20 protein-coding genes are annotated in these 24,377 nt (G+C 69.0%); 1 reads left to right on the plus strand and 19 read right to left on the minus strand.

What is annotated here, in order from left to right; all coding sequences use genetic code 11:
* Position 1: 1 nt before the first annotated feature.
* The 6 genes from H4W30_RS33570 to H4W30_RS33595 form a co-directional block, all read right to left on the minus strand.
* Complete coding sequence (locus H4W30_RS33570) at positions 2-1,411, minus strand: NDP-hexose 2,3-dehydratase family protein (protein WP_192746239.1); 1,410 nt, start codon at positions 1,409-1,411, stop codon at positions 2-4.
* Between the two features lie 61 nt (positions 1,412-1,472).
* Entirely contained in the window at positions 1,473-2,546 is a 1,074-nt protein-coding gene (locus H4W30_RS33575; RefSeq protein WP_192746240.1) for an alpha-hydroxy acid oxidase, read from the minus strand.
* A complete protein-coding gene (gene hppD, locus H4W30_RS33580; protein ID WP_192746241.1) occupies positions 2,543-3,601 on the minus strand; it encodes a 4-hydroxyphenylpyruvate dioxygenase in 1,059 nt (352 codons plus the stop codon). Before hppD ends, H4W30_RS33575 begins: the two co-directional genes overlap by 4 nt.
* Positions 3,602-3,702: 101 nt before the next feature.
* Positions 3,703-4,893: a cytochrome P450 gene (locus tag H4W30_RS33585; protein ID WP_192746242.1), complete on the minus strand. Its 1,191-nt coding sequence runs from the start codon at positions 4,891-4,893 to the stop codon at positions 3,703-3,705.
* A gap of 14 nt (positions 4,894-4,907) precedes the next feature.
* A complete protein-coding gene (locus tag H4W30_RS33590; RefSeq protein ID WP_192746243.1) occupies positions 4,908-6,644 on the minus strand; it encodes an amino acid adenylation domain-containing protein in 1,737 nt (578 codons plus the stop codon).
* Complete coding sequence (locus tag H4W30_RS33595) at positions 6,641-7,471, minus strand: alpha/beta fold hydrolase (RefSeq protein ID WP_192746244.1); 831 nt, start codon at positions 7,469-7,471, stop codon at positions 6,641-6,643. Before H4W30_RS33595 ends, H4W30_RS33590 begins: the two co-directional genes overlap by 4 nt.
* A gap of 170 nt (positions 7,472-7,641) precedes the next feature.
* On the opposite strand from H4W30_RS33595, the gene H4W30_RS33600 reads away from it, so the two are divergent.
* Positions 7,642-8,928: an aminotransferase-like domain-containing protein gene (locus tag H4W30_RS33600; protein ID WP_192746245.1), complete on the plus strand. Its 1,287-nt coding sequence runs from the start codon at positions 7,642-7,644 to the stop codon at positions 8,926-8,928.
* Positions 8,929-9,353: 425 nt separating this feature from the next.
* Here the strand turns inward: H4W30_RS33600 and H4W30_RS33605 are convergent, their stop codons facing one another.
* The 13 genes from H4W30_RS33605 to H4W30_RS33665 form a co-directional block, all read right to left on the minus strand.
* Positions 9,354-10,394, minus strand: coding sequence for a methyltransferase (locus H4W30_RS33605; protein WP_192746246.1), 1,041 nt, complete (start codon positions 10,392-10,394; stop codon positions 9,354-9,356).
* Positions 10,395-10,457: 63 nt separating this feature from the next.
* Positions 10,458-12,305 carry an ArnT family glycosyltransferase gene (locus H4W30_RS33610; protein ID WP_192746247.1) on the minus strand — a complete coding sequence of 616 codons (1,848 nt, stop codon included), beginning with the start codon at positions 12,303-12,305 and terminating at the stop codon, positions 10,458-10,460.
* A 13-nt stretch (positions 12,306-12,318) separates the two neighbouring features.
* Positions 12,319-13,137, minus strand: coding sequence for a PIG-L deacetylase family protein (locus H4W30_RS33615; protein WP_192746248.1), 819 nt, complete (start codon positions 13,135-13,137; stop codon positions 12,319-12,321).
* 64 nt (positions 13,138-13,201) lie between these two features.
* Entirely contained in the window at positions 13,202-14,326 is a 1,125-nt protein-coding gene (locus tag H4W30_RS33620) for a glycosyltransferase (RefSeq protein ID WP_192746249.1), read from the minus strand.
* Positions 14,327-14,346: 20 nt separating this feature from the next.
* Positions 14,347-15,159, minus strand: coding sequence for a class I SAM-dependent methyltransferase (locus tag H4W30_RS33625; protein WP_264082897.1), 813 nt, complete (start codon positions 15,157-15,159; stop codon positions 14,347-14,349).
* A 25-nt stretch (positions 15,160-15,184) separates the two neighbouring features.
* Positions 15,185-16,399: a glycosyltransferase gene (locus H4W30_RS33630; protein WP_192746250.1), complete on the minus strand. Its 1,215-nt coding sequence runs from the start codon at positions 16,397-16,399 to the stop codon at positions 15,185-15,187.
* Positions 16,400-16,414: 15 nt separating this feature from the next.
* Positions 16,415-17,632 carry a glycosyltransferase gene (locus H4W30_RS33635; protein ID WP_192746251.1) on the minus strand — a complete coding sequence of 406 codons (1,218 nt, stop codon included), beginning with the start codon at positions 17,630-17,632 and terminating at the stop codon, positions 16,415-16,417.
* A gap of 21 nt (positions 17,633-17,653) precedes the next feature.
* Positions 17,654-18,811, minus strand: a complete 1,158-nt coding sequence (locus H4W30_RS33640; RefSeq protein ID WP_192746252.1) for a glycosyltransferase — start codon at positions 18,809-18,811, stop codon at positions 17,654-17,656.
* 12 nt (positions 18,812-18,823) lie between these two features.
* Positions 18,824-20,065, minus strand: a complete 1,242-nt coding sequence (locus H4W30_RS33645; RefSeq protein WP_192746253.1) for a cytochrome P450 — start codon at positions 20,063-20,065, stop codon at positions 18,824-18,826.
* A gap of 220 nt (positions 20,066-20,285) precedes the next feature.
* The gene (locus H4W30_RS33650) at positions 20,286-21,482 is read right to left on the minus strand and encodes a cytochrome P450 (RefSeq protein WP_192746254.1); all 1,197 of its coding nucleotides are present in this window, start codon (positions 21,480-21,482) and stop codon (positions 20,286-20,288) included.
* Positions 21,472-22,629, minus strand: coding sequence for a cytochrome P450 (locus H4W30_RS33655; protein ID WP_192746255.1), 1,158 nt, complete (start codon positions 22,627-22,629; stop codon positions 21,472-21,474). Before H4W30_RS33655 ends, H4W30_RS33650 begins: the two co-directional genes overlap by 11 nt.
* A gap of 23 nt (positions 22,630-22,652) precedes the next feature.
* Positions 22,653-23,828 carry a cytochrome P450 gene (locus H4W30_RS33660; protein ID WP_192746256.1) on the minus strand — a complete coding sequence of 392 codons (1,176 nt, stop codon included), beginning with the start codon at positions 23,826-23,828 and terminating at the stop codon, positions 22,653-22,655.
* Positions 23,829-24,153: 325 nt separating this feature from the next.
* Positions 24,154-24,363: an MbtH family protein gene (locus H4W30_RS33665; RefSeq protein ID WP_126733878.1), complete on the minus strand. Its 210-nt coding sequence runs from the start codon at positions 24,361-24,363 to the stop codon at positions 24,154-24,156.
* Positions 24,364-24,377: the final 14 nt, after the last annotated feature.

The raw sequence follows: 24,377 nt of genomic DNA on the forward strand, positions 1-24,377 counted from the left end.
TTCATGCCTCTCGTTGCGGCTGCGCCGTCGCGGCGTGGATACAGGCGAGCAGGGTGCGGGCTTCGACGTTGACGTAATGCCCGTGCCGGGTGAGCGCGGTGAGCTGGCCCGGAGTGACCCATGCGTAGCCGGGCGGGGCCTCGACCGTGTCGTCCGCTTCGATCGCGAGATACCGGGCCCTGACGTTGAGGAAACGGCCGCCCTCTTCGGAATGCATGGCCTCGTATCGGATCCGCGATCGCGGCGCGTCCAGCACGTAGTCGAGGAAGGGCGGCCGGCTCTCCGCGGGCAGATGCGCGTAGTTCTGGGGCGTGCACTGGACGGTCGGCGCCAGCTCGACGGTGTCCAGGAACCCGCCGTCGGCCCGGGCGTGCACCAGCACGTGGGGCACGCCGTCGATCTCGCGGACGAGGAACGCGACCACCCCCGTGCCGACCGATTCCAGCAACGGCTGGGTCCAGCTGATCTTCTCGCGGTTGCTGCCTTTCACCGCGACGGCGAGGACCTTGAAGTACCGGCCGTCCTCGTGCTCGATCGCTTCGACGCCCTGTTTCCAGCCGTGGACGTCCGTGAGCGGTATGCGCCGGGCGCGCACGTCGTGGCGCGAACGCTCGTTGGTGAACCAGGACAGGAGCTGGACGTCGGACAGCAGCGCGCCGGGGGCCTCGTCGTGATACGGCAGACAGGACAACACGCTCCTGGCGTTCATGTTGATCGTCTCGTCCTCGTGCATCAGCTCCGCGATCTGGCCGAGGGTGAGCCAGCAGAAATCGTCCCATATCGGCACGTCGTCGACGGTCTCGACGATCATGTTGCGATTGGACTTGCGGAAGAACCACGAGCCCTGCTCGGCCTGCAGGACGTCGACGATGATCCGCTCCGGGTCGGGCGGGGCGAAGTACTCGATCAGTTTGACGTTCGTGCCGCCGTGCGCCTTGGTGTAGTTGCTGCGGGTGGCCTGCACGGTCGGCGAGAGCTGCACCAGGTTCGGGTTCCCCGGTTCCATCTTGGCCTGCATGAGGAAATGCAGGACACCGCCGAACTCCTTGGCCAGGATGCCGAGAATGCCGACCTCGGGCTGTTTGATGACCGGCTGCCGCCACTCGCGGTACGGGCCGTCGCCGTGGGGGCCGTCGGCCTCGACCACGTGCAGGCCCTCGATCGCGAAGAACCGCCCGCTGCTGTGCACGAGATTCCCGGTCACGTCCTCGAACCGCCACTGGTCGAGCTCGGCGAACGGGATGCGCTCGACGTGGAAGACGTTGGCCTCACGGCGTTCGTCGATCCACGAGCGGACATCCTTCGTCGCCATGTGGACGCCGCCGGTCGTCGCGGCCGACAGGGCGATGCGGTCGGCGTGGTCGCGGTCGTCGCGAGGGCGCACCGTCACGGGTGCGAGAAGGGGCAGCATGGGACCTCACCTTTCGTAGGCGGTCGTGAGTGGGGATTCGGGTTAGAACCCGAATCCCCACTCACGACCCGCTGTACCGAGTGCTCAGCCGCCGGATCGCGCGCACCGAATCGCAGCCCGCCAGGCCCATCGCGTTCCGGAGTTCGACGGCGAGCAGGTCGAGCACCTGCCGGGCGCCCTCCTGGCCGTCCGCGGCGAGCCCCCACATGACCGGCCGTCCGACCAGCACCCCGGAGGCGCCGAGGGCGATCGCCTTGAGCACGTCCCCGCCGGTCCGGATCCCGCCGTCCAGCAACACTTCGCAGCCGCCGGAGACCGCGTCCGCGATCTCGCCCAGCATCGTGATCCCCGGTACGGCGCCGTCCAACTGACGGCCTCCGTGGTTGGACACCACGATCCCGGCGGCACCCGCGTCGACGGCCCGCACGGCGTCCTCGACCGCGAGGATCCCCTTGAGCACCACCGGAAGGTCCGTGTGCGCACGGACGGCCTCGATGGATTCCCAAGTGGCCGGGGCGAATTCGCGCGCGGTGTGGTCGGCGACGGCCGAAAGCCCTTCGGTACGGCGATGCGCGGCCGCACCGGCGTCGAAGTTGGCCGCCGTCACCGATTCCGGCAACGCGAAAGCGTTCCGCATGTCCCGCAGCCGCCGTCCCATCCACGGTACGTCGACGGTGAACACGATCGCCTCGCAGCCCGCGTCCTCCGCGCGGTGCACGAGCTCCAGCGACCGCTTTTCGTCGCGCAGCCAGTAAAGCTGGAACCACGGCCGTCCACCGACGGCCGCGACCTCCTCCAGCGGGACACTGCTGAGCGTGCAGATGGTGTACGGCACGCCGGCGTCCCGCGCCGCACGGGCCGCCGCGAGCTCACCCTCGGGATGAAACAACCGCTGGTACGCGACCGGCGCGACCGCCACGGGAAGCGCGGCACGCCGGCCGAGGACCTCGGCCTCGGTGGTGCCGCCGGAGAGTTCGCGCAGCATCCGGGGGATCACGAAGATCCGCTCCAGCGCGGTGCGATTGGCCTCCAGCGAGGACTCGGCCCCGCTGCCCCCGGCGAGAAAATCCCAGATCTCGCCGGGGAGGGCCGCCCGCGCGGCACGTTCGAGGTCGTCCAGGCAGAGGGGGGTCATCGCTGGGCGGGGCCCAGCTTGCTCTGCCCGGTGCGCTCAAGCTCCACGGCTTCGTACAGGGCCTTGATGTTGGAGCTGCCGAAAGTGCCCGCGCCCTGGCGCTCGATGATCTCGAAGAAGATCGTCTTGCGCGGGTGGGTGGAGGCGGTGAAGATCTGGAACAGCTGGCCGCCGTGGTCCTCGTCGGCGAGCAGCTTCGTCTCGCGCAGGTCGTCCAGCGAGTGCGTCTCCAGCTCGATCCGCTCGCCGAGCAGGTCGTAATAGGTGTCCGGGGTCTTCAGGAATTCCACGCCACGAGCGGAAAGCTCCTTGACCGCGCGGACCGCGTCCGGGCTGGTGAACGCGATGTGCTGGACGCCGGAGCCGTGGTGCTCCTTGATGAAGTCGTCGATCTGGCCGGGGTCGGCGGTCTTGTCGGGCTCGATCAGGGTGAGGGTGACCGCACCCGACGCGCTCTGCACGACGGTGGAGTTCATCGCCTGGGCACCGACCACGATGTGCTCTTCGAAGATCTGCTTGAACCCGAGGGCCCGCTCGTAGAAGGCCACCGTGGAGGCGAGGTCGCCGGCGTTCAGGCAGACCGCGAAGTGGTCGATCTCGTTCAGGTCCACGCCGCCCTTGCCACGGAAGGCTTCCGGCGTTTCCCCGGTGCCGTCGCTCTGGATCAGGGTGTGCACGACATCGCCGAAACCGCTGACGGTGGCCGTGACCGAGTCCGCGCGCTTCTCCGGCTCGCGGATGGCCTGTGCGCCGGCCTTCACCGCGGTCTCGAAGGCGGCGGCCACGTCGGGGGTGCGCAGCGCGATGTCCGCCACGCCCTCGCCGTGGGTCTGCAGGTAGGTCGCGCCCGGGTGCCGGTCGGTCAGCGGCTCGGTGAGGACCAGCGCGATCCCGGCGTGCCGCAACGTCACGCTCCGGTGGTCCTCCGACCGGTCCGTGGCCGCGACGGAGAAGTCGTACCTGTCCATCCATCCGGACGCGGCGGCCTCGAGGTCGGCCACGTACATCTCCACATGGTCGATCTCGAAATTCTGCGTGTTTTCGTGAGCAGACAAGACATTCCTCCGTGGAATAGATGTGATCCTCATGGCAAGGATGGCGCGAAGCCGGTTACGCATCAATGCTGTCCGCTTGACAGATGGTCCTAATAGGACAGTCAGCGGCCGGTGAACCGCACCGGGAGCTCCCGGTACCCCTGCACGACGACCGCCCGCAACCAGGACGGCTCCTTCGTCAGCTCCACTCGCGACACTCGTGCGGCCACTTCCCGCAGCACGACCGCCAGTTCGATCCGCGCGAGCGCGGACCCGAGGCAGTGGTGCATACCGTGGCCGAAAGCGATGTGCCGATTGGGTTTCCGCCCGGGGCGGAACGTGTCCGGATCCTCGAACACGGCGGGATCCCGGTTCGCCGCCGGCAGCCACGCGACCACCGGCGTCCCCAGTTCCAGGTCGCGGCCGTTGAGGGTGACCTCCCCCGTCGTCACGCGCAGGACGTGCATCGCGGGCGACGTCCAGCGCAGCACCTCGTCCACGACGGTGTCGACGTCCACGTCGCCGTCCCGCACCTGCGCCAGGAGCCCTGGCACGGTGGCGAAAGCGTGGACCGCGCCGGTGATCGCGTGCCGCGTCGTCTCGTTGCCGCCGATCAACACGTTGTCGCAGTTGAGCAACACGTCGTCGATCGACAGCTCGTCGTCGGAGAGCAAAGTGCTGACGAGGTCTTCGCCGGGGCTCTCCCGACGCGCGGTGATCAGTTCGTCGAAATAGACGAGGATCTCGGTGTGCGCCTGACGCGGCGTCATCCCGTCGAACAGCTCGTCCTCGCCGCCGAACGCGTGATTGGTCAGGTCGATGAGCATGTCCTGGTCCTCGGCGGGCACCCCGAGGATTTCGCAGACGACGGCGGCGGGGATCCGCGGGCCGATCGCCGCGGCGACGTCGCACACGTCGCCGTCGAGCACCCGGTCCAGGACGGCGGACACCTCCGTCCGCACTCGCTCCGAGAGCTTGCGCGCCGCCGCCCTCGAAAGCAGCGGCCCGACCAGCTTGCGCAGCTTCCGGTGCTGGTCCTGTTCGGAGACCACCATCATCTGGCCGCCCGAGTTGTCGGGATGATCGCGGTCGAACCCGATCATCATCCCGTATTCGGAGGTGAACGGGGCCGACGGCCCGAGCACCGCAGCGCACGCCCGATGCGAGAACACGGACCAGAATCCGCCGGGCGAGCTGCCCGGCTCGCTCCACACCATCGCGTCTTCCGCCGCGTACTCGCGCCACCGGTCGTGCCGGTCCAAGCTCGTGTAGAGGTCGGGATTTCCGAGGTCGACGGCTGTCGTCGTCTGCATGACTGGTCTCCAGGTCAGGTGTGGGCGCCGTCGAGCACCTTGGCCAGCCGGGCCACCGTCGGCGCGTCGAAGAACGCCTGCACCCTCAGCCGGATCTTCAGGCGTTCCCGGATCCGGCTCACGAGCCGGGTGGCGAGCAGCGAATGGCCGCCGATCTCGAAGAAGCTGTCGTCCACGCCGACACTGCTGACGCCGAGCACCTCGGCGAACAGCTCGACCAGGATGATCTCCGTCGGGGTGAGCGGTTCCCGGCCCGCCGCCGCGCGCCCGGCGTGCTCCTCTTCGGGGGTGGGCAGGGCGACCCGGTCGATCTTGCCGTTGGGCGAGACCGGCAGGCTCGGCAAACCGACGATCACGTCGGGCACGAGATAGCCGGGCAGCTGCGCGCGAAGCGGCGTCAGGAGGCGTTCAGCGGGGACACGCTCGCCGCCGGTGCCGACCACGTAGGCGACGAGCCGGTTCTCGTGCTCGGTCACCACCGCCTGGGCCACCCCGTCGACCGCCAGCAGCGCGGCCTCGACCTCGCCCGGTTCGATCCGGTGGCCGCGCACCTTGAGCTGGTCGTCGACCCGGCCGACGAAGACGTACTGGCCGTCCGCACGCGTCCGGACCCTGTCCCCGGTGCGGTACATGCGGCCGCCAGGGGCGCCGAAGGGATCCGGCAGGAACCGTTCCGCGGTCGCGGCCGCTCTCCGGAGATAGCCGCGGGCCAGGCCGGGCCCCACCGTGTACAGCTCGCCGACGTCCCCGTCCTCGACCGGCCGCAGCCTGTCGTCCAGGACATAGGTGCGGACACCGGTGATCGGCCTGCCGATCGGCGGCGTCTCCTCACCGGTCAGCGGTTCGCTCGCGGTGACCGCGACCGTGGTCTCGGTCGGGCCGTAGGCGTTGATCATCACGCGGTCCACCGCCCACCGTTTCGCGACCGGGGCCGGGCACGCCTCGCCGGCGACCAGCAGGGTCAGCCCGGTGGGCAGGCCACCCGACTCCTCCAGCGGCGCCAGCGCGGACGGCGGCAACGTGACATGCGTGATGCGCTGTTCGCGTACCAGGCGGGAAAGCGGCTCGCCGGGGACCAGGTCCGGCGCGGAAGCCAGCACCAGGCAGCCACCCGCCTGCCAGATCGGCCAGAACTCGGCGACGGCGGCGTCGAAGCTGGGCGAGGCGAAGGCCAGCAACCTGCTGTCCGGCCCCAGTTCCTGGCGGCGCACGTAGTCGTCGGCCAGGTTCGGGATCCCGCGGTGGGTGACCAGCACGCCCTTCGGCCGCCCCGTCGAACCGGAGGTGTAGATGACGTACGCCGGGTGGTCGGGACGCAGGGGGCTGATGCGCTCCTCGTCGTCCAAGTTCGGCTCGGACAGCCCGGGTTCCCGTTCCACGCTGAGGACGACGGGGGCGCCGTCCACGTCCTGCCCCGGCAGGCACAGCAGGCAGTGCGCCGCCGCGTCGTCCAGCATCTGCCGCTTGCGTTCCTCCGGATAGTCCGGGTCGACCGGGACGTACGCGGCGCCTGCCTTGTGCACGGCCAGGATCGCGATGACGAACTCGATCGACCTCGGCATCGCCAGCGCGACGAGCCGCTCCGGGCCGACGCCGTGCGCGACGAGCCGCCGGGCGAGCCGGTTGGCCTCGCCGTTCAGCTCGGCGTAGGTGAGGGTGGTGGTGTCCATCGCCACCGCCTGCCGATCCGGCAGGACGGCCGCGGTCGCCTCGAACAGATCGGGTGTCGTGGCCGCCGAAAGGACGGTCATACGGTCTCTCCCAGTTTCTCGCGCGATCCGGCGCGGAGGAACCGGATCAGCTCGCGGTTCACCGCTTCCGGGTTCTCCAGGTAACCGAAATGCCCGCACTCGGGAATCGTGCGGTAGGTCGCGCCGGGGATCGCGGAGGCCAGCTCCAGTCCGCCGGCGGGGGGCGCCACGAGGTCGTGCTCGAACGAGATGACGTGACAGGGCACCTTGATCGCCTTGTAGGCGTCGAGACGGTCCGGCAGCGCGCTCACCAGCAGCTGCGCCCGGACGCCGGGTCCCCAGGCGCTCGACGCCGCGAACAGGTCGAGCCAGTCGGCCGCGGCGTCGTCGTCGGCCAGCGTCGCGGGCCCCAGGTTGTGCATGGCGCGGACGGCGGCGAGGAAACCGGGCGGCAGCTCGATCCCCCGCTCGATCAGCTGCGCCTCGCCCTCGGCGAGCTCCCGCTGGACGACACTGCTCTTGCCGCAGGCCGCCATCAGCACGACCGAATCCAGCAGTTCCGGTTGGGCGAGCGCGAGTTCCTGCGCGATGTACGAACCCATCGACGTGCCGACCACCCGGCAGGGCACCGCGTCGAGATACTCGATCAGCGAGGCCACGTCGTCGACGAGGTCCGCGATCGTGAACCCTCCCGTGCCGTCGTCGCTCGGCGGGATCCCGCGGTTGTCCATGGTGATCACCCGGAAACCGGCGGCGCGGAGCGCGGGTACCTGATGGAGGTCCCACACCGAACTCGGCGCACCGGTGCCGGTCAGCAGAAGAACGGGCGGGCCGTCACCACAGTCGTTGTAGGACAACCGGATCCCGTTCTCGGTTGTCATCAGCATGATGTTCCTCCGGGAAAATGGCCGCTGCGCCGGGATTCGATGGTGCGGCGCGGATCCGACCGTACCTTCGGGGATCGAGTGTCCGGACCATTCGACGATGGACATTATTCGGAAATGGCGTCCACGGCCCGTTCTTGACACCTCAACGGCGTATGGAAATCCTAGTATTCATGGATTCAAACGGTCTGTCCACTCACTGGAACGTGGAAACGCTGCACGGATCGCTCACCGATCCGGCCATCTCGTCGATGAATCTGCTCAACGAACTGATCGACGAATACCCTGTGGCCATTTCCATGGCGGCAGGCCGGCCGTACGAAGAGTTCTTCGACATCCGGCTCATCCACGAGTACATCGACGCTTATTGCGCACATCTGCGCGAAGATCGAAAACTGGACGAGGCGGGGGTGACCCGCACGCTCTTCCAATACGGCACCACCAAGGGCGTCATCGCCGACCTCATCGCGAAGAACATCGCCGAAGACGAGAACATCGACGCCGCCCCGGAATCCGTCGTCGTCACCGTCGGCGCGCAGGAGGCCATGTTCCTGCTCCTGCGCACCCTGCGCGCGGGCGACCGCGACGTCCTGCTCGCCCCGGCCCCCACCTACGTCGGGCTGACCGGCGCCGCGCTGCTCACCGACACTCCCGTGTGGCCGGTGCGCTCGACCGAAAACGGCATCGACCCGGACGACCTCGTCCTCCAGCTGAAGCGGGCCGACGAGCAGGGCAAGCGGGTGCGGGCCTGCTACGTGACCCCCAACTTCGCCAATCCCACCGGCACCAGCATGGATCTGCCGTCGCGGCACCGGCTCCTCGACGTCGCCGAGCAGAACGGGATCCTGCTCCTGGAAGACAACGCGTACGGGCTGTTCGGCTCCGAGCGGCTGCCCTCGCTGAAATCCCTCGACCGGTCGAACTCCGTGGTCTACATCGGTTCGTTCGCCAAGACCGGGATGCCCGGCGCCCGCGTCGGCTTCGCGGTGGCGGACCAGCGGATGGCCGACGGCGGCCTGTACGCCGACCAGCTTTCGAAGCTCAAGGGCATGCTCACGGTGAACACCTCCCCCATCGCCCAGGCCGTGATCGCGGGGAAACTCCTGCTCAACGACTTCAGCCTCACCAAGGCCAACGCGCGGGAAATCGCCATCTACCAGCGCAATCTGCGACTCACGCTGAGCGAACTCGACCGGCGGCTCGGCTCGTGCGCCGGCGTCAGCTGGAACACCCCTACCGGTGGCTTCTTCGTCACCGTCACCGTTCCGTTCGTGGTCGACGACGAACTGCTGGAAATCGCGGCGCGTGACCATGGTGTGCTGTTCACACCGATGCACCACTTCTTCGGCGGCAAGGGCGGGTTCCACCAGCTGCGGCTGTCGATCAGCCTGCTCACGCCGGAACTGATCGAAGAGGGTGTCGCGCGGCTGGCGGCGCTCATCACGCCTCGGCTTCCCTGAGCTCTGGTACGGGAAAGGCCCCCATCCCTTTGGTTCGGGATGGGGGCCTTTTCGTGTTCTGGTCTATGAAGGATTTAGGACGTCCCGGGGTTCCTTCATGGACTCGCAGCACGAGGGATTCGCGCCCCCGGAAGTACGTGAAGGCCCCCTTCATTGCGTCTAGCGCAGTGAAGGGGGCCTTCACGTACTCGCAGCACGAGGGGTTCGCGAGCCGAAAAGCGCGAATGTGACGTTGCGTGAGGGGTGTGTGGAAATAGAGACGTTGAGTGTCCCTATTTCCACACACCCCGCCACGAGAGGACCAGTCACAACTACGTGAAGGGGTCCTTCACGTACTCGCAGCAGATAGAGCACGTCGCGAAAGCCACTTTCGGGACATCAGACGTCCCGAAAGTGGCTTTCGCGACACGGGCCGGGGCAACCGATCAGGGCTTGGTCCCGGTCACCAGCGCGTGCTCGAACGGCAGCTCCACCGAGCGCACGTCCACACAACCCACCGACTTGAGCCACGCCGACGCCTCGGCCTGCGGCCAGGCCATCCCCCGCCCGGTGGCGAGAATGTTGAGGTACAACGAAAGCCGCGCGGAGAGCGGGCCGCCGGTCTCGTCGTCCGCGGCCGCGAACCCGTAGATCGAGATCTTCCCGCCCGACGGCAGCACCTCGTACGCCTTGGCCAGCAGCATGACGCACTGCTCGGCCGTGAAGGTGTCGAGCACGTGGCTGAACAGAGCGTGGTCGGTGCCGCCGGGGAAGGCGTCGGTCAGCAGGTCGGCCGGGTGCAGGGTGAGCCTGTCGGTGACCTCGGCGGGCACGCGCTGCGAGGCCAGCTCCACGCTGCTGGGCAGATCGAGCAAGGTGGCCTTGAGGCCGGGGTTGGCCTTCAGCAGGGCCGCCGCCGTGGTGCCGTCGCCGCCACCGACGTCGAGCAGGTGCCGCGACGACTTGACGTCGATGTGCTCCAGCAGCCCCGGCATCGTCTGCAGCGAGAACGCCGACATCGCCGTGTAGAAGATCCGCGCCTTCTCCGGGTCGTTGCCGAGCCGCGCGTACAGCGTGTCCCCCGGGCCGTCGAGGGCGTCGAGGGCCTCGTTGGTACCGGCGCGCAGCGCGGAGGTCATCCGCGCGAACGCCGGGTAGTAGATGGTCTTCCAGCTGAGCAGGATGTGCTGCCAGCTCTCCGGTCCGGTCGTGGCGAGCAGTTCGGTCGCGACCGGGTGGTTCACATAGTCGACGCCCCGCTTCTCGATCAGGCCCGACGTGGTCAGCGCGAGCATCAGGACGCGCACCTTGTGCGGCTCCAGGCCGGTGAACTCACCGAGCGCCGCGGCGTCGGCGCCGCCGCGCTCTTCCAGGAAGTCGAAGATGTCCAACTCGATACCGGACACCACCGCGTTGAACAGGGCAGGACCGTTGGCGATCAGCTGGAAACGGCGGTGGACCTCGGTGGAGTCGAGCGATTCCTGCATCGGCAGTTTTCCTTTCCGGCCGGCGGAGAATTCCGCAGACGTTGAGAACGACACCGGCCCGCCTCAGAACGAGCCGGACGCCGGTCCGGCATTGGCGTCGAAAGAGCTGCCGGAGTAATCGGGATGGAGTACGGAGAAGGCATAGGTGGCGGGCGCGGCGATCATCGCCGCGACACCGACGACGAGGGCGGCGGTGACCAGTGATTTCGAAGCGTTCTCACGCGTTCGAGCCACGATCAGCACGACGAGGGCGGCCACCCCGAGTGCGAGCGTGCCCCATTTCGCCCACGGCAGGAAGTTCGGGTAATGGGACCACAGCCAGGCGCCCCAAGCCAGCTCCGCCGCGATGGCGATCGGCAGGATCCAGCCCTGCCTGCCGCCGCTGTGGTACGCCCGCCAGAAAGTGACGATGCCGAGCGCGGAAAGCGCGGCGATCGCCGGAGCGAGAGAGGCCACGTACGCGGTGTGCGCGACAGCGCTCGCGCTGAAGACGAAGAGGAAGGTCACCAGCCAGACGCCCCACATCACCAGCCCGCCGCGCACCGGGTCGGTGCGCTCGGCGCGGCGCCACCACCAGAGCCCGCACAGCAGGGACAGCAGGGCGAGCGGGAACAGCCAGGCGATCGCGACGCCGAGGTGACCGTCGAGCAGTTTGGTCGCCCCCATCGGATCCGCGCGAGTCTCCATTTTGGACTCGTCCGGCTGCGGGCCGCCAGGGCCGAGCGGCTGACCGCCCTCGGCCTTCGGGCCGAAGTCGCCGTTCTGCTCGTCCTGGTGTTTGGTGCCGAAGTTCCCGTTCTCGTCCAGCCCCTGGCCGCCGCCGGGGCCTTGCGGATCACCGGGGCCACCGCCGGAGCCGTCACCCGGCCCGCCCTCGGGACCACCAGGGCCGGGGAAGTCGCCAGGACCGCCACCGGGGCCGCCAGGCCCACCAGGGAAGTCGCCAGGACCGCCTTCGGGACCGCCAGGACCGCCACCGGGGCCGCCCGGGCCGAGCGACGGCAGGCCACCGCGGCCGTTGGGGTCCTCGGCGCCGGGCAGGTGGATGCCGACGCGGCCGAGGCCGTTGTAGCCGAACACCATGGCGAACGCGCTGTTGTTCGTGGTGCCGCTGATATGCGGACGCGAGCTGTCCGGGGTGAAGGTGTAGAGCGCGATCCACGACAGCGACACCGCCAGCGTCACCACACCGGCGAGCGCCAGATGCTTCACCCGGCGGCGCAGCTCGACCGGGGCGCTCAGCAGGTAGCCGATGGCCAGCGCGGGCAGGATCATCCACGCCTGCACCATTTTCGCCTGGAAGCCGATGCCGACCCAGACACCGGCCCAGACGAGCGACCGGAGCCGCGCCTCGAGCACGGCGCGCTGGTAGGCGTCCACGGCCAGCACCAGGCACATGGTGAGCAGGCCGTCCTGCATGCTGTGCCCGAACATGGACGCCAGGACCGGGGTGAGGGTGAAGATGCCGGCGGCGAGCAGGCCGGGCACCACACCCGCCCAGCGGCGCACGACCCGGTACAGCACCAGTACCGAGATCACGCCTTCGATCACCTGCGGCAGCGCCAGCGACCATTCGTGGTAGCCGAAGATCTTCGCCGAGATGGCCTGCGGCGCGAACGATCCGGCGAGTTTGTCGAGCGTGTACGTCGCTCCCGGGTCGACAGTGCCGTAGAAGAACGCCTTCCAGCTCTCGGACATGCTCTTGGCCGTGTCCGAGTACAACGGCGCGAAGTCGACCCTCGGCAGGTTCCAGGCGTAGAGCACCAAGGCCACGAAGGCGATGCCCAGCAGCACCGGCCGGGCCCACCGCGGCTGATCGGCGGGTGAGCGCCAGAACGCCCAGCGGCCGCGCACACCTTCAGGGGCGGGGTCCGGTGACGGTGACGGCAGATGGGTGAGTGTTGCGGACACTCCGGTACCTCGCTTAACCGTTGTTTTCGTCGAGGAGAACGGGCCAGGTGGTTTCGCCGAATCCGCCCCGCGGCGAGTTCTTCCGCGCGTGCTCGTCCAGCCTTGCGAACAGATTCTTGTTCCTGCCGTTGAGCATCGCCAGCTGCGAAGAATAGCACTCGACGGCTTCTCGCTTCCGTTTCCAAGTCTCCGTCGTCGCGGATTCGAATTCGGAGGTGCCGAGCCGGAAACCGGCGGGAAGTTCGATCGTTCCCGGTTTGAACATCGAATAGGGAAGGTCTTCCCAGAGCCGTATCGGAACGTTCTTCGCGCGCGCGGCGGAGGACGCTGCCAACGCGGCGTCACGGGTGGCCAGGTTGTCGGGATGGTCGACGACGGCCGCGCACGTGACGATCAGCGTCGGCTCGAACTCCGTGACGGTCGCCTCGATGTCGTCCCTGATCTCGGCGACCAGACCGTCGTCGCCCGGTGAATCCTGGGCCACCGCGAGCTTTTGCCCGCCCTCCACGTGATCGGTGAGCCACCGGCCGTCCGGCAGCCTCCGGTAGATGGAGTCGAGGAACCGGCCGTGCCGGTACGCCAGCCCGAGGTGGGTGAGCGCGGCGATGTCCTCGTTGCGGCGATGGAGCGGCGCGTCGTCCTCCGGGGAAAGACCCCAGACCGCGTGCATTCGTTCCGCCGCCGCGGAATAGGGAGGCGGAGCCGTTCCCGCGAAGACCGTGTAGACGAGTACCTCCGCGCCGTCCAGCGCCGCTTGGGCGAGGCTCGCGCCGAGGGAAAGGACCGCGTCGTCCAAATGCGGGGAGATCGCCAGCAGCCGGCGTGGAATCATGGTGCTGATTTTGGTTACCGCCTTGTCTGGCTTCAACGGGATGGGCCTGGACAGTGCTCGGGTCTCAACGCGTAACCGCCGCGCGCACGAGGTCCGCGGCCACCGTCGTCCCGTCGGTGCGGATCGTGCCGGCGACGGTTTTCGCGCGTGCCGCGGTTTCCGGGGTCAGCGCCGTGACGAGCGCGGCGGACAGCGAATCGACGGTCGGGTTCGAGCCGTCGTGCGCCACCCCGATCCCGAGCTCGGCCACCTTGGCGGCGAAATGCGGGTGGTCCGCGATCTGCGGAACCACGATCTGCGGAACCCCCGCCAGCGCCGCCACATGCGTCGTGCCGGTGCCGCCGTGGTGGACCGCGGCGGCCACTCGGCCGAAGAGTGCCTGCAGGTTTTCCTCGCCGACGGCGAGGCAGTCGCCGCCGTCGTCCGGCAGCGTCAAACCCGCCCAGCCGTGGGAAAGAACGACCCGGCGTCCCTGGGCACGGATCGCCTCGACGGCCACCTTGGCGACGCCGTCGGGAGCGGGCGAACAGCCGAATCCCACGTACACCGGCGCCGGGCCTGCCTCGAGAAACGCTTCCAGCTCAGCGGAAAGCGGACGGTCGTCGGCGTGGATCCACGCGCCGGTCTGAACACCTGCCGCCGGTGCCAGGAGCGGATCCGCCGCCAGCAAAGGTTTGTCGGTGGTGCTGAAGTCGTACAGGTTCTTCACCGGCGGAAGACCGATCGACGCCCGAAGCTCGTTGAGCGCGCCGCCGAACATCCCGTCGGCACCGTTGTTGTACATGCCCCGGTGTTCGGGCGACGGCACCAGCGCCGGCGAAGGAACGACGTAGAAGTACGGGATGCCCAGCTTCTCGGCCACCGAGCGGACACCGATCGCGCCCGACAGCAGGCCGGTCGCCACCACCGCGTCGCAGCCTTCGGCGGCCGCCGGGATCTTGTCGAACTGCTCGGCGATCCCCGCGATCGCGGCTTCGGGTGATTCCGGCGGACCGCCCAGCTTGCCCGCCTCTTCGAGCACCGGCTTGCCGACCACGACATGCGGCACGCCGACCTCGGCCAGCCGTCCGGTGTAGTCGGGCGGTGCGCACATCCGCACCTCATCGCCTTGCTCGCGCAACCGCAGCGCCAATGCCACCAGCGGTTCGACCTCGCCGCGGGTTCCGTACGACCAAAACAACACGCGCATTTCGTATCCCCTGGTGTACTTCAGCGCCGGACCGCGGCGATGCCGACCGTGGCGTAGTTGATGGTGAAGGAACCACCGATCTCGTCGATGGCCGAGCCGAGATACGCCAGGAACCGGGCGCGCGCGTCCTCCGCGAGGTGGTTGAGCCCGCCCTGGGTCGGGATCTGGTCCAGCCACTCGTCACGGGTGCAGACACGCGACCACTCGAAGCGCAGTTCCTCCGGCCGGCTGAACGCGCCGGTCCGGAGAATGCCTTCGGCCGCCTTCACGTACTGCTTGGCGTAGACCTGCTGGACGTACTCCTCGACGTCTTCGTCCTTTTTGGACGGCGGCTCGAACTTCACGTCCGGCATCGCGTGCCGGTACGCCTCCCCCTGCGCCGTCATGACGGCCTCCGGCAGCTCGAAACCGTTGTCGAACAACGCGATCAGGCCATTCGGCGCGAGCACGTCCGCCACTTTGGCCGCGCCCGCGAACGGGTCCACCCAATGCCAGGCGGTCCCCGAGGTGACCGCGTCGAAGGTGCGGCCCGCCGGGTCCCAGTCCTCGAACTTGGCGACCTCGACGTCCAGCCCGCGCCTGCGGGCGACCTCCGCCATCCGCGCGTCCGGCTCGACGCCGAGCACCGAGCAGCCCGCCGCCTGGAACGGGCGGGACGAGAGGCCGGTGCCGCAGCCGACGTCCACGAAGTTCTTGCCGGGGCTCATCGAGACGACCCGGTCGACCAGTGCTTCGGGGTAGGTGGGCCGGGCGCGGTCGTACCGTTCGGCGTCGGCGCCGAACCACTGCGCCATCTGCCGGTTCTCGTGCGGTGCTGCAGCCAGATCGGACATTTTCCTCACCCTGGTCGGTTGATGGTCAGACGGAAACGCGGCCGACGGCGGCACGCAGGCGCTCGGCGGCCACGGTCGTCCCATCGGTGCCGATCGTGTCCGCGACGGCTTTCGCGCGGGCCCGGGTCTCCGGGGACAGCGCCGTGGCCAGCGCGGCGGACAGCGAGTCGAAGGTCGGGGCCGGGCCGAACTCCTCGAACGCCACGCCGATGCCCAGCGCGGCCACCTGCTCGGCGAAGTACGGCTGGTCGGTGATCTGCGGCAGCACGACCTGCGGAATCCCCGCCCGAGCGGCGACCGTCGTCGTGCCCCCGCCGGCGTGGTGGACGACGGCGGCGACACGGCCGAACAGCGCCTGGAGGTTCACCTCTCCGACGGCGAAACAGTCGGCTCCGTCGTCGGGCAGGGCCATGTCCGCCCAGCCCCGCGAGAGGACCACCCGGTGTCCCTGCGCGCGGATGGCCTCGACGGCCAGCTTCACCGTGTCCGCGATTTCGGGCGTACTGCCGAAACCGACGTACACCGGCGGCGGACCGGCGGCGAGGAACGTCTCCAGGTCGGCGGGAAGCGGCCGCTCGTCGGGCAGGATCCACGCGCCGGTCTGCACGGCGCCGAGTTCGGGCCGGGGAGGAGCGAGCACCGGGTCCGCCGCCATCCAGGGCTGTTCGGTGAAGCCGTACTGGACGAGGTTCTCCACCGGCGGCAGGCCGAGCGCCGCGCGACGGGCGTTGAACACGTCCGAGTACCGCCGGGAGAAGACCTCGTTGTAGAAGTCCCACAGCGCCCGGTTGTCGTCCAAGGCCTCCTCGGGCGGCCGTCCGTCGCCCCGCGACAGGGGCGGCGGGTAGTACGGCGACGGCAGATAGATCGGGCAGTAGGCGGCGTAGAAGTACGGGATGCCCAGGCTTTCCGCCACCGACCGCACGCCGATGGCGGCGGACAGGACGCCGGTCGCCAGCACCACGTCACAGCCCTCGGCCGCCGCCGGGACCGCGTCGAACTGCTCGGCGAGCTCGTCGGCGGGGCGCCTCGGTTCCGGCCCTTCCGTCATCCCCCGCATCATGGCGTGCAACGACTGCCCGACCGGGACGACCGGGATGCCGAACTCGGTCAGCCGCTCCTCGGTGTCCGGCGGCGCGCACACCCGCACCTCGGTGCCGAGTTCCCGCAACCGCACCGCCAGCGCGACCACCGGTTCGACGTCTCCGCGGAGTCCAGTCGTCGACAACAACACACGCATCTCGTACCCCTGGCTTCAGACGGAAACGCGGTCGACCGCGTCGAGGAGGAATTTCGCGGCCACGGCTGCCCCGTCGGTGCGGACCGTGCCCGCCACGGCCGCCGCCCGCGCCCGGGTTTCCGGGGCGAGTGCCGTTTCGAGCGCGGCCGACAGGGACTCGAAGGTCGGTGTCGGGCCGTCGTGCGCCACGCCGATGCCCAGCTCGGCCACCCGGCCGGCGAAGTACGGCTGGTCCGCGATCTGCGGGACCACGACCTGCGGGACACCTGCCCGCGTCGCCGTGGTCGTCGTGCCAGCGCCTCCGTGATGGACGGCGGCGGCGACCCGGCCGAACAGGAGTTGCTGGTTGCCCTCGCCCGCGGCGAAGCAGTCGCTCCGGTCGTCGATCAGCGCGAGATCGGCCCAGCCGCGGGAAATGATCACGCGGCGGCCGTGGGCGCGCACCGCCTCGATGGCGACCTTGGCGGCCTCTTCGGGAGCGCGCATGCTGCCGAAACCGACGTACACCGGCGGCGGACCGGCGGCGAGGAACGCCTCCAGCTCCGGGGACAGCGGCCGCTGGTCGGGCAGTGTCCAAGCGCCCGTCTGGACGACATCGAGATTTGTCGGCTGGAGCGGGGCGAGGGACGCGTCGGCGGCCAGCAGGGGGTGATCGGTGAAGCCGTACCCGAAGACGTCCTCGACCGGCGGGAGGCCGATCGCGGCCCGCTGGCTGTTGAGCGGCTCGCCGAAGCGGTTGAGCGCGCTCCGGCTGTTGCGCTCCCACAGCGCCCGGTTGTCGGTGCCTTCCGGCGCGGGAGGCTCGCCGAGCGGGGGCGGCGGCGCGTAATGCGGCGACGGGATGAAGCGCGGGCAGTAGAAGCCGTAGAAGTACGGGATGCCGAGCTTCTCCGCCACCGACCGGACGGCGACCGCGGTGGCCAGCATCCCGGTCGTCACCACGACGTCGCAGCCCTCGGCGGCCGCCGGGACCTCGGCGAACTGGACGGCCATCGCCTCGGCCGAAAGCCGCGGCCCGTCCTCGGGGGACGGCGGCTTCGCCCCCTTGATCGCGGTGCGGGTCGAACCTCCGACCGGGACCAGCGGGACACCGACCTCGGCCAGCCGTTCGGAGGAGTCCGGTGGCGCGGCCATCCGCACCTCGGCGCCCGCCTCCCGCAGCCGTACGGCCAACGCCACCAGCGGTTCGACGTCTCCCCGGCTTCCGGACGTCGCCAGCAACACGCGCTTCACGTAATTCCCCGTTCTTTCAGTTCAGGCGGGAACCGACGGCTTTTCCCGGCTGACCGCGTCGCGCAGCAGGTCCACGGCGACCGTGGTCCCGTCGGCGGGGATCGTGCCGGCGACCTCGATCGCCTTGTCCCGCGTCTCGGGGGCCAAGGCCGTGGTGAGCGCGGCGGACATGGCCTCGAACGTCGGGGCAGGCCCTTCGAGGGCCACCCCGATCCCCAGTTCGGCGACCCGGTCGGAGTAGTACTGCTGGCCGACGATCGACCGCACGATGATCTGCGGCGAACCCGCGCGGGTGGCGATATGGGTCGTGCCCGTGCCGTCGTGGTGGATGGAGACGGCGACCCTCCGGAACAGCTCTTGGAGGTTCACCTCGTCGACGGCGAAGCAGTCGTCCTCGTCCTCGGGCAGGTCCAAACCGGCCCAGCCACGGGAAAGGATCACCCGGTGCCCCTTCGCGCGGATCGCCTCGATGGCCACCTTCGCCGCGTCGGCGGTGCCGGACGAGCTGCCGAAACCGACGTACACCGGCGGCGGGCCGGCGGCGAGGAACGTCTCCAGGTCGGCGGGAAGCGGCCGTTCGTCGGGCAGGATCCAGGCGCCGGTCTGCACGGCCTCGTGCCGCGGCTCCAGCGGCGCGAGGATCGGATCCGCGGCCAGCAAAGGCTTTTCGGTGGAGCAGTAGTCGAAGAGGTTCTTCACCGGCGCCAGGCCGATCTCGGCCCGCTTGGCGTTGAGCGCTTCTCCGAAAAGGCCGTCGGCGCCCTGGTTGTACATCTCGCGCTGCGGCGCGTCGAGGTGGCTCGGCAGGTGGATAGGGCACAAAGCGACGTAGTAGTAAGGAATTCCGAGCTTCTCGGCCACCGACCGCACCGCGACGGCGCCGGACAGCAGACCGGTCGCCACGACGACGTCACAGCCTTCGGCGACGGCGGGCATCTGGTCGAACTGGTCGGCGATCCCGGCCGCGGCGAGCGCGGGGTCTCGGCGTCCGTCGTCGTCCATCCCGCGGTCCGGCCGGGCGACCGGCACCAGCGGCACGTCGATCTCGGCCAGCCGCTCCGCGCTGTCCGGCGGCGCGCACACCCGCACCTCGGCGCCGGATTCCTTCAGCCGCGCGGCCAAGGCCACCAGCGGCTCGACATCCCCGCGTGAGCCACACGCCCACAACAACACGCGCATTTCGCTTCCCCTCTACCAGGTGACCGGCAATTGATCCGGGCAGTCGATGAACGCGTTCCGGAGCTTGACCTCGTCGTTGGACACCGCCAGGCGCAGCCCGGGGAACCGCTGCCACAAGGACTGATAAGCCATGCGCAGCACCGACCTCGCGATCGCGGCGCCGATGCAGTAATGGATGCCGTGCCCGAAGCCGACGTCCGAAACCGGAGGGCGCCGCGCGTCGAGGACGTTCGGGTTCGGCGTCAGCGCTTCGTCCCGGTTCGCCATCAGGATCGAGCAGAGGACGTAATCCCCCGCCTTGATCAGCTGTCCGCCGACGACGACGTCCCTGAGCGCCATCCGCGGATTCGGCTGCTGCACGGGCGAGAGGTAACGCAGCAGTTCGTTGACGACGCGATCCGCCTGCTCCCGGCCTTCGAAGAGCAGCTGCTTCTGGTCCGGGTGGTCCAGGAGCGCGAGCACACCGAAGCCCAGCATTCCCGCGACGGTCTCGACTCCACCGAGCAGCAGCGCCGTGCACAGGCCCTTCAGCTCGTCGTCGGTGACGTTGTCGCCGTGCTCGCGGACCAACATGCCGAGGAAACCGTCGTCGGGAACCTTGCGCTGGCGGGTGATGAGCCCGAGCAGGTACTGGTTGAACGCCGCGCTGTCGGCCGCGCGTGCCTTGAATCCGCGGCTGAGATCGACGTTGCGCCGGATGCGGCGGATGAACTCGTTGCGGTCGTCGCGCGGGATGCCGAGCAGTTCACAAAGGACACCGCCGCCGACCGGGTCGGCGAAAAGTCCTTGTACGTCAGCGGGTGGGCCTTCGGCCTCGACCTCGTCGAGACGTTCGTCGATGAGTTCCTGGATCGCGGGTTCCAGCCGCCGGATCCGCCGGACGGTGAACTCCGGCGTCAGCATCCGGCGCAGCCGCGTGTGCTCGGGCGGGTCGTAGGTCGAGATCTGGCCGACGAACTGCGGCGCCATGGGAACGTCTTCGCCGTTCGTCGTCCGCTCGGCTTCCGCCTCGGTGAGCCGGGGTCGCGTCGTGAAGTTCTCGTGGTCGCCTAGGATCTTGCGCACGACGTCGTACCCGAGCGCCTGCCAGACGTAGCCCTTGCCGAGCTGCGTGGACGCGTCGCCGAGAATCCGGACCAGCGGTCCCTTCTCCCGCAACGTGAACATGTCCTCGTGCGGATCGCAGTGCGTCCTCATCATGTAGTTGGCCGTCGGCTCCACGGCCGGCGCGACCTCGTCGATTGCGTGCTCCATACCGATGGAAGCTCCTTCAGTGACCTGCGGTCCGGCCGTTGTGCCGCGCCGCAATCTTCATCCGCGATCGGGCGGGACGTCCAGCGCCGTCATGGACGACTCGTGAGTGGCTCAGGGGAAATGGGGAGGCGAAGCCGGCGATGTCGCGAAAGCCACTTTCGGGACATCCAGCGTCGCGAAAGTGGCTTTCGCGACACCGCACGTCACCACCGGCCGAAACTCACCACTCGACCATCAGGCTCGTGAGCCCGTAAGCCGGCGTGGTCAGGCGGAACATGGTGTCCTTCTCGGGATCCGCGAGCCTCAGGTCCGGAAAACGCTGCCACAGCAACGTGAAGACCGTCCGCAGTTCGAGCCGCGCCAGCGAAGCGCCGAGACAGTGGTGGATCCCGTGCCCGAACGCCACATGCGGCGCGGGGTCCCGCGTGAGGTCGAGCCGGTCCGGATCCGGCACCAGCGCGGGATCGCGATTCGCCATGGGGAGCGAGCAGAGCACGGTTTCGCCCTCCTTGATGACCTCGTCCCCGATGACGACGTCCTCCATGGCGGTCCGGGGTGTCGGGGCGTACGGCACCGTCAGGTACCGGATCAGCTCGTCGACCGCGCGGTCCGCCGCCTGGCCGTCACCCCGGATCGCGGCGAGCTGCTCTGGATGCCGCAGGAGAGCCAGCACACCGAGGCCGATCATGCCGGAGATGTTGTCGTCACCGGCCAGCATCACCTGAACGCAGAATCCCCGCAGTTCCTCGTCGGTGGCCTCGTCTCCGTGTTCGGCGACGACCGCGCCGATCAGTCCCTCGCCGGGTTCCTCTCGGTTCCTGGCGATCATCGCCAGCAGGTAACGGGAGAACGCCTCGCCGGCGGCCGCCCGCCTCCGCTGGCTCAGCGAGGCGTCGAGATGTCCGTGGCACAGCTTGAGGAACATGGCGCGGTCGTCACGGGGCACGCCGATCAGTTCGCACAGCACGGCTCCCGGCACCTCGTCGGCGACGAGCTCGATCACGTCGGCGGGGGATCCCTCGTCCTCCATGGCGTCGAGCCGTTCCGTCACGATCTGCTCGATGTACGGCTCCATGCGCCGCATCTTCCGCAGAGTGAATCCGGGGGTCAGCTTCTGCCGCATCCGGGTGTGCTCGGGCGGGTCGTAGTCCATCAGGTTGCCGACGAGCTCCTGCGGACGGAAGATGCCCTGCCCGCCGACCTCGTCCTGCTCGTGCCAGCGGCGCCGGGTGCTGAATCGCTTGTGGTCGCCCAAAACCTGGCGGACGACCGAGTGGCCCGCGGCCATCCAGATGGTTTCGGCGTCCGCCCCGGTGCCCACCGTGACCTTCGACAGCGGCCCGGCGGCGCGCAGTTCGTCCGCCGGATCGAGGTCCTGCCTGCGGATGTGCAGCGGACGCGTGTCCTCACCACTCAACGGGGAGCTCCTCGATGTTGAACGGGGCGGGTTTGCCCGCCACGAACCGCAGTTCCTCCTCCGGGACCGCCAGCCGCAGTGCCGGGAACCGGCGCGCCAGAATCGGCAGCGCGACCCGCAGTTCGAGCCTCGCCAGCGGGGCCCCGACGCAGTGGTGGATGCCGTGCCCGAAGGCGAGATGCCCCGGGCTGTTCTCACGGGTGATGTCGAACTTGTCGCCGAGCGCGCGGTTGACCGCCAGCATCGAGCAGGTCAGCACGTCACCGGCGTGGATGTCGTAGCCGGCGATGTTCAGGTCGACGAGTGCGGTCCGTGGAGAAGGCGCTTCGACGATCGTCGGAAAGCGAAGGACTTCTTCGGTCGCGCTGTCCACCAGTTCCGGGCGCTCGCGCAGCAGCGAGAGCTGCGCCGGGTTCGTCGCGAACAGGAGCACCGCCATCGCCAGCTGGGCGGCCATCTGCTCGACGGCCACGATCAGGATCGCCTCGGCGAGCCCCGAAAGTTCCTCGTCGCTGACCTTGTCGCCGTGCTCGCGCACGATGAAGCCGATCAGCTCGTCGCCGGGATCGCGGCGTTCGCGGGCGGCGAGCTTTTCGCAGTAGTTGACGACACCGAGGCTCGACTGGGCCCGCTGCTTGGGGATCCGGCTCTCCCGGCTGTCGCGGATCATCCGCGACAGATCGGCCTGGTCGTCACGCGGGACACCGAGGAACTCACAGGCGATCAGCGCCGGGATGGGCCAGCCCGCGTACCGGACGAAGTCGATCGGCGAACCCATGCTCTCCAGATCGTCGAGGCCCTCTTCGATGACTTCCTCGACCCGCGGCCGCAACCGCTCGATCCGCCGGACGCTGAACGCCCCGGCCACTGTCCCGCGCAGGCGGGTGTGGTCGGGCGGGTCGTAGGCCTGCAGGATCCCCGGCAGGTGGGCGCGGTCCGCCTCGTCGTCGACCGGCCGCATCGAGCTGAACCGCGTGGCGTCGGCGAGGATCTCGCGCACCTCGTCGTATCCGGTGACCAACCATTGCCTGCGGCCGTTCAGCCCGGTCTCCGTGTCGTACCTGTGCAGCGGGCCCTCTTGATGCAACGCCCAGAGCTCCGGCGCCGGATCGAGCCGGATCCGCTGATGCGGCAAGGGGACTACCATGATTCTCCTCAGGCTTTCTGGCGTTACCAGTCGAGCGGCAGGGCTTCCACGTCGAACGGTGGCGGTCCGAACTTGAGCTTGCGATCGGGCTCGGCGAGCCTCAGCTTGGGAAAACGCCGCGCCAGCGCGGGAATCGCCTCCCGGAACACCATCTCCGCCAGCGGCCTGCCGAGGCAGTGGTGGATCCCGTGCCCGAACGAGACATGCGGTGACTTCTCCCGGGTGATGTCGAATTCGTCCTCCGGCGCGGGGAACTTCGCCCGGTTCGCGCCGAGCAGGGAACACGTGACGGTGTCACCGGCCTTGACCAGACGGCCGCCGATCGTCACGTCCTCCTTCGCGATACGCGGGTGGAGCTTCTCGTCGGTGGTCAGATACCGGTTCAGCTCCTCCAGCCAGTCCGGGATCGTGTCCGGCTGCTCCCGCAGGATGTCGAACTGCTCCGGGAAATCGACCATCAGCAACGCGCCCGCCGCGAGGAACCGGGCGACCTGGTCGCCACCGGCGCCCATGATGAACGCGGCCACCCCGGCCAGTTCCGCGTCGGTGATCTCGTCGCCGTGTTCGCGCACCACGACGCCGAACAGGTCGTCACCGGGATCGCGCCGCACGCGGGCGACGGCCTTGTTCATGTACTGCATGTACTTGTTGCCCGCCGCGTTGCGCCGTTTGTCGGTCCGCTCGGTGCGACTGGCGTGCAGGGTGCGGGACAGGTCCGCCTGGTCGTCCCGCGGGATGCCGAGGAAGTCGCAGGTCGCCGTCGTGGCGATCGCCCAGCCGAAGTGCGGGACGAAATCCACCGGACCGCCCATGTCCTCGATGGTGTCCAAGACGTCTTCGACGATCTGCGCGACCTCGGGCCGGAAGTCCTTCATCCGCCGCATGGTGAACGGCGGGGTGACCAACCGGCGCAGCCGCGTGTGGTCCGGCGGGTCGTAGTGGGTGAGGAAGCCGGGCCACGCGATTCCTGCCGCGGTGCCTCCGTAGATCAGGCGCGCGCTGAACTTGTCCGAGCTGAGGACCTGGCGGACCTCGTCGTAGCCGGTGGCGAGCCACGCCGTCCGCCGTTCGCCGTCTTCCTCGGTGCCCAAGGCGGAGATGGGGCCTTCGGCCATCAGGGAAAGGAGTTCGGCCCCCGGGTCGAAACGGTTCCTCCGGTGGATTTCCAAGCCCTTGACGACGTTGAGCTCCTCGAACACGGCAGTTCCTTTCGCGATCGGGGCCGGCGCGCGCGGGAATGATGTTCTCGGCTTGGGCGGACGAGCGTCGAGTTCGTCCAACCGGCCGGAGCTGGGCGTGTTTCTCGTTCCGGACCCTCGCTACTCGGGCCGGAGCGTGTCGCGAAAGCCACTTTCGGGACGTCAGATGTCTCGAAAGTGGCTTTCGCGACACGGTCGCGATCGGGAGCGGGCTCCGGCGGGTCGTGAGTGGCGATTCGGGTTCTAACCCGAATCGCCACTCACGAGCACAAGCGGGCGCCGAGCTCGTCCAACCGCCCGGATTGAGCGGCTGGACACCCTCAGCTCAGCCGTTGACTTCGGCGATCAGGCTCTTCGGCCGCAGGTCGGTCCAGTTCTCCTCGACGTAGGCGAGGCATTCCTGGCGCGAGGCCTCGCCGTGGACCCGGGTCCAGCCCGCGGGCACCTCGGCGAACGTCGGCCAGAGCGAGTGCTGGCCCTCGTCGTTCACCAGCACGAAAAAGGAACCGTCTTCGTTGTCAAAGGGGTTGCTCATGATCGCTTTTCCTT

This window comes from Amycolatopsis roodepoortensis (assembly GCF_014873915.1).
In the GTDB taxonomy this organism is placed as follows: Bacteria; Actinomycetota; Actinomycetes; order Mycobacteriales; family Pseudonocardiaceae; genus Amycolatopsis; species Amycolatopsis roodepoortensis.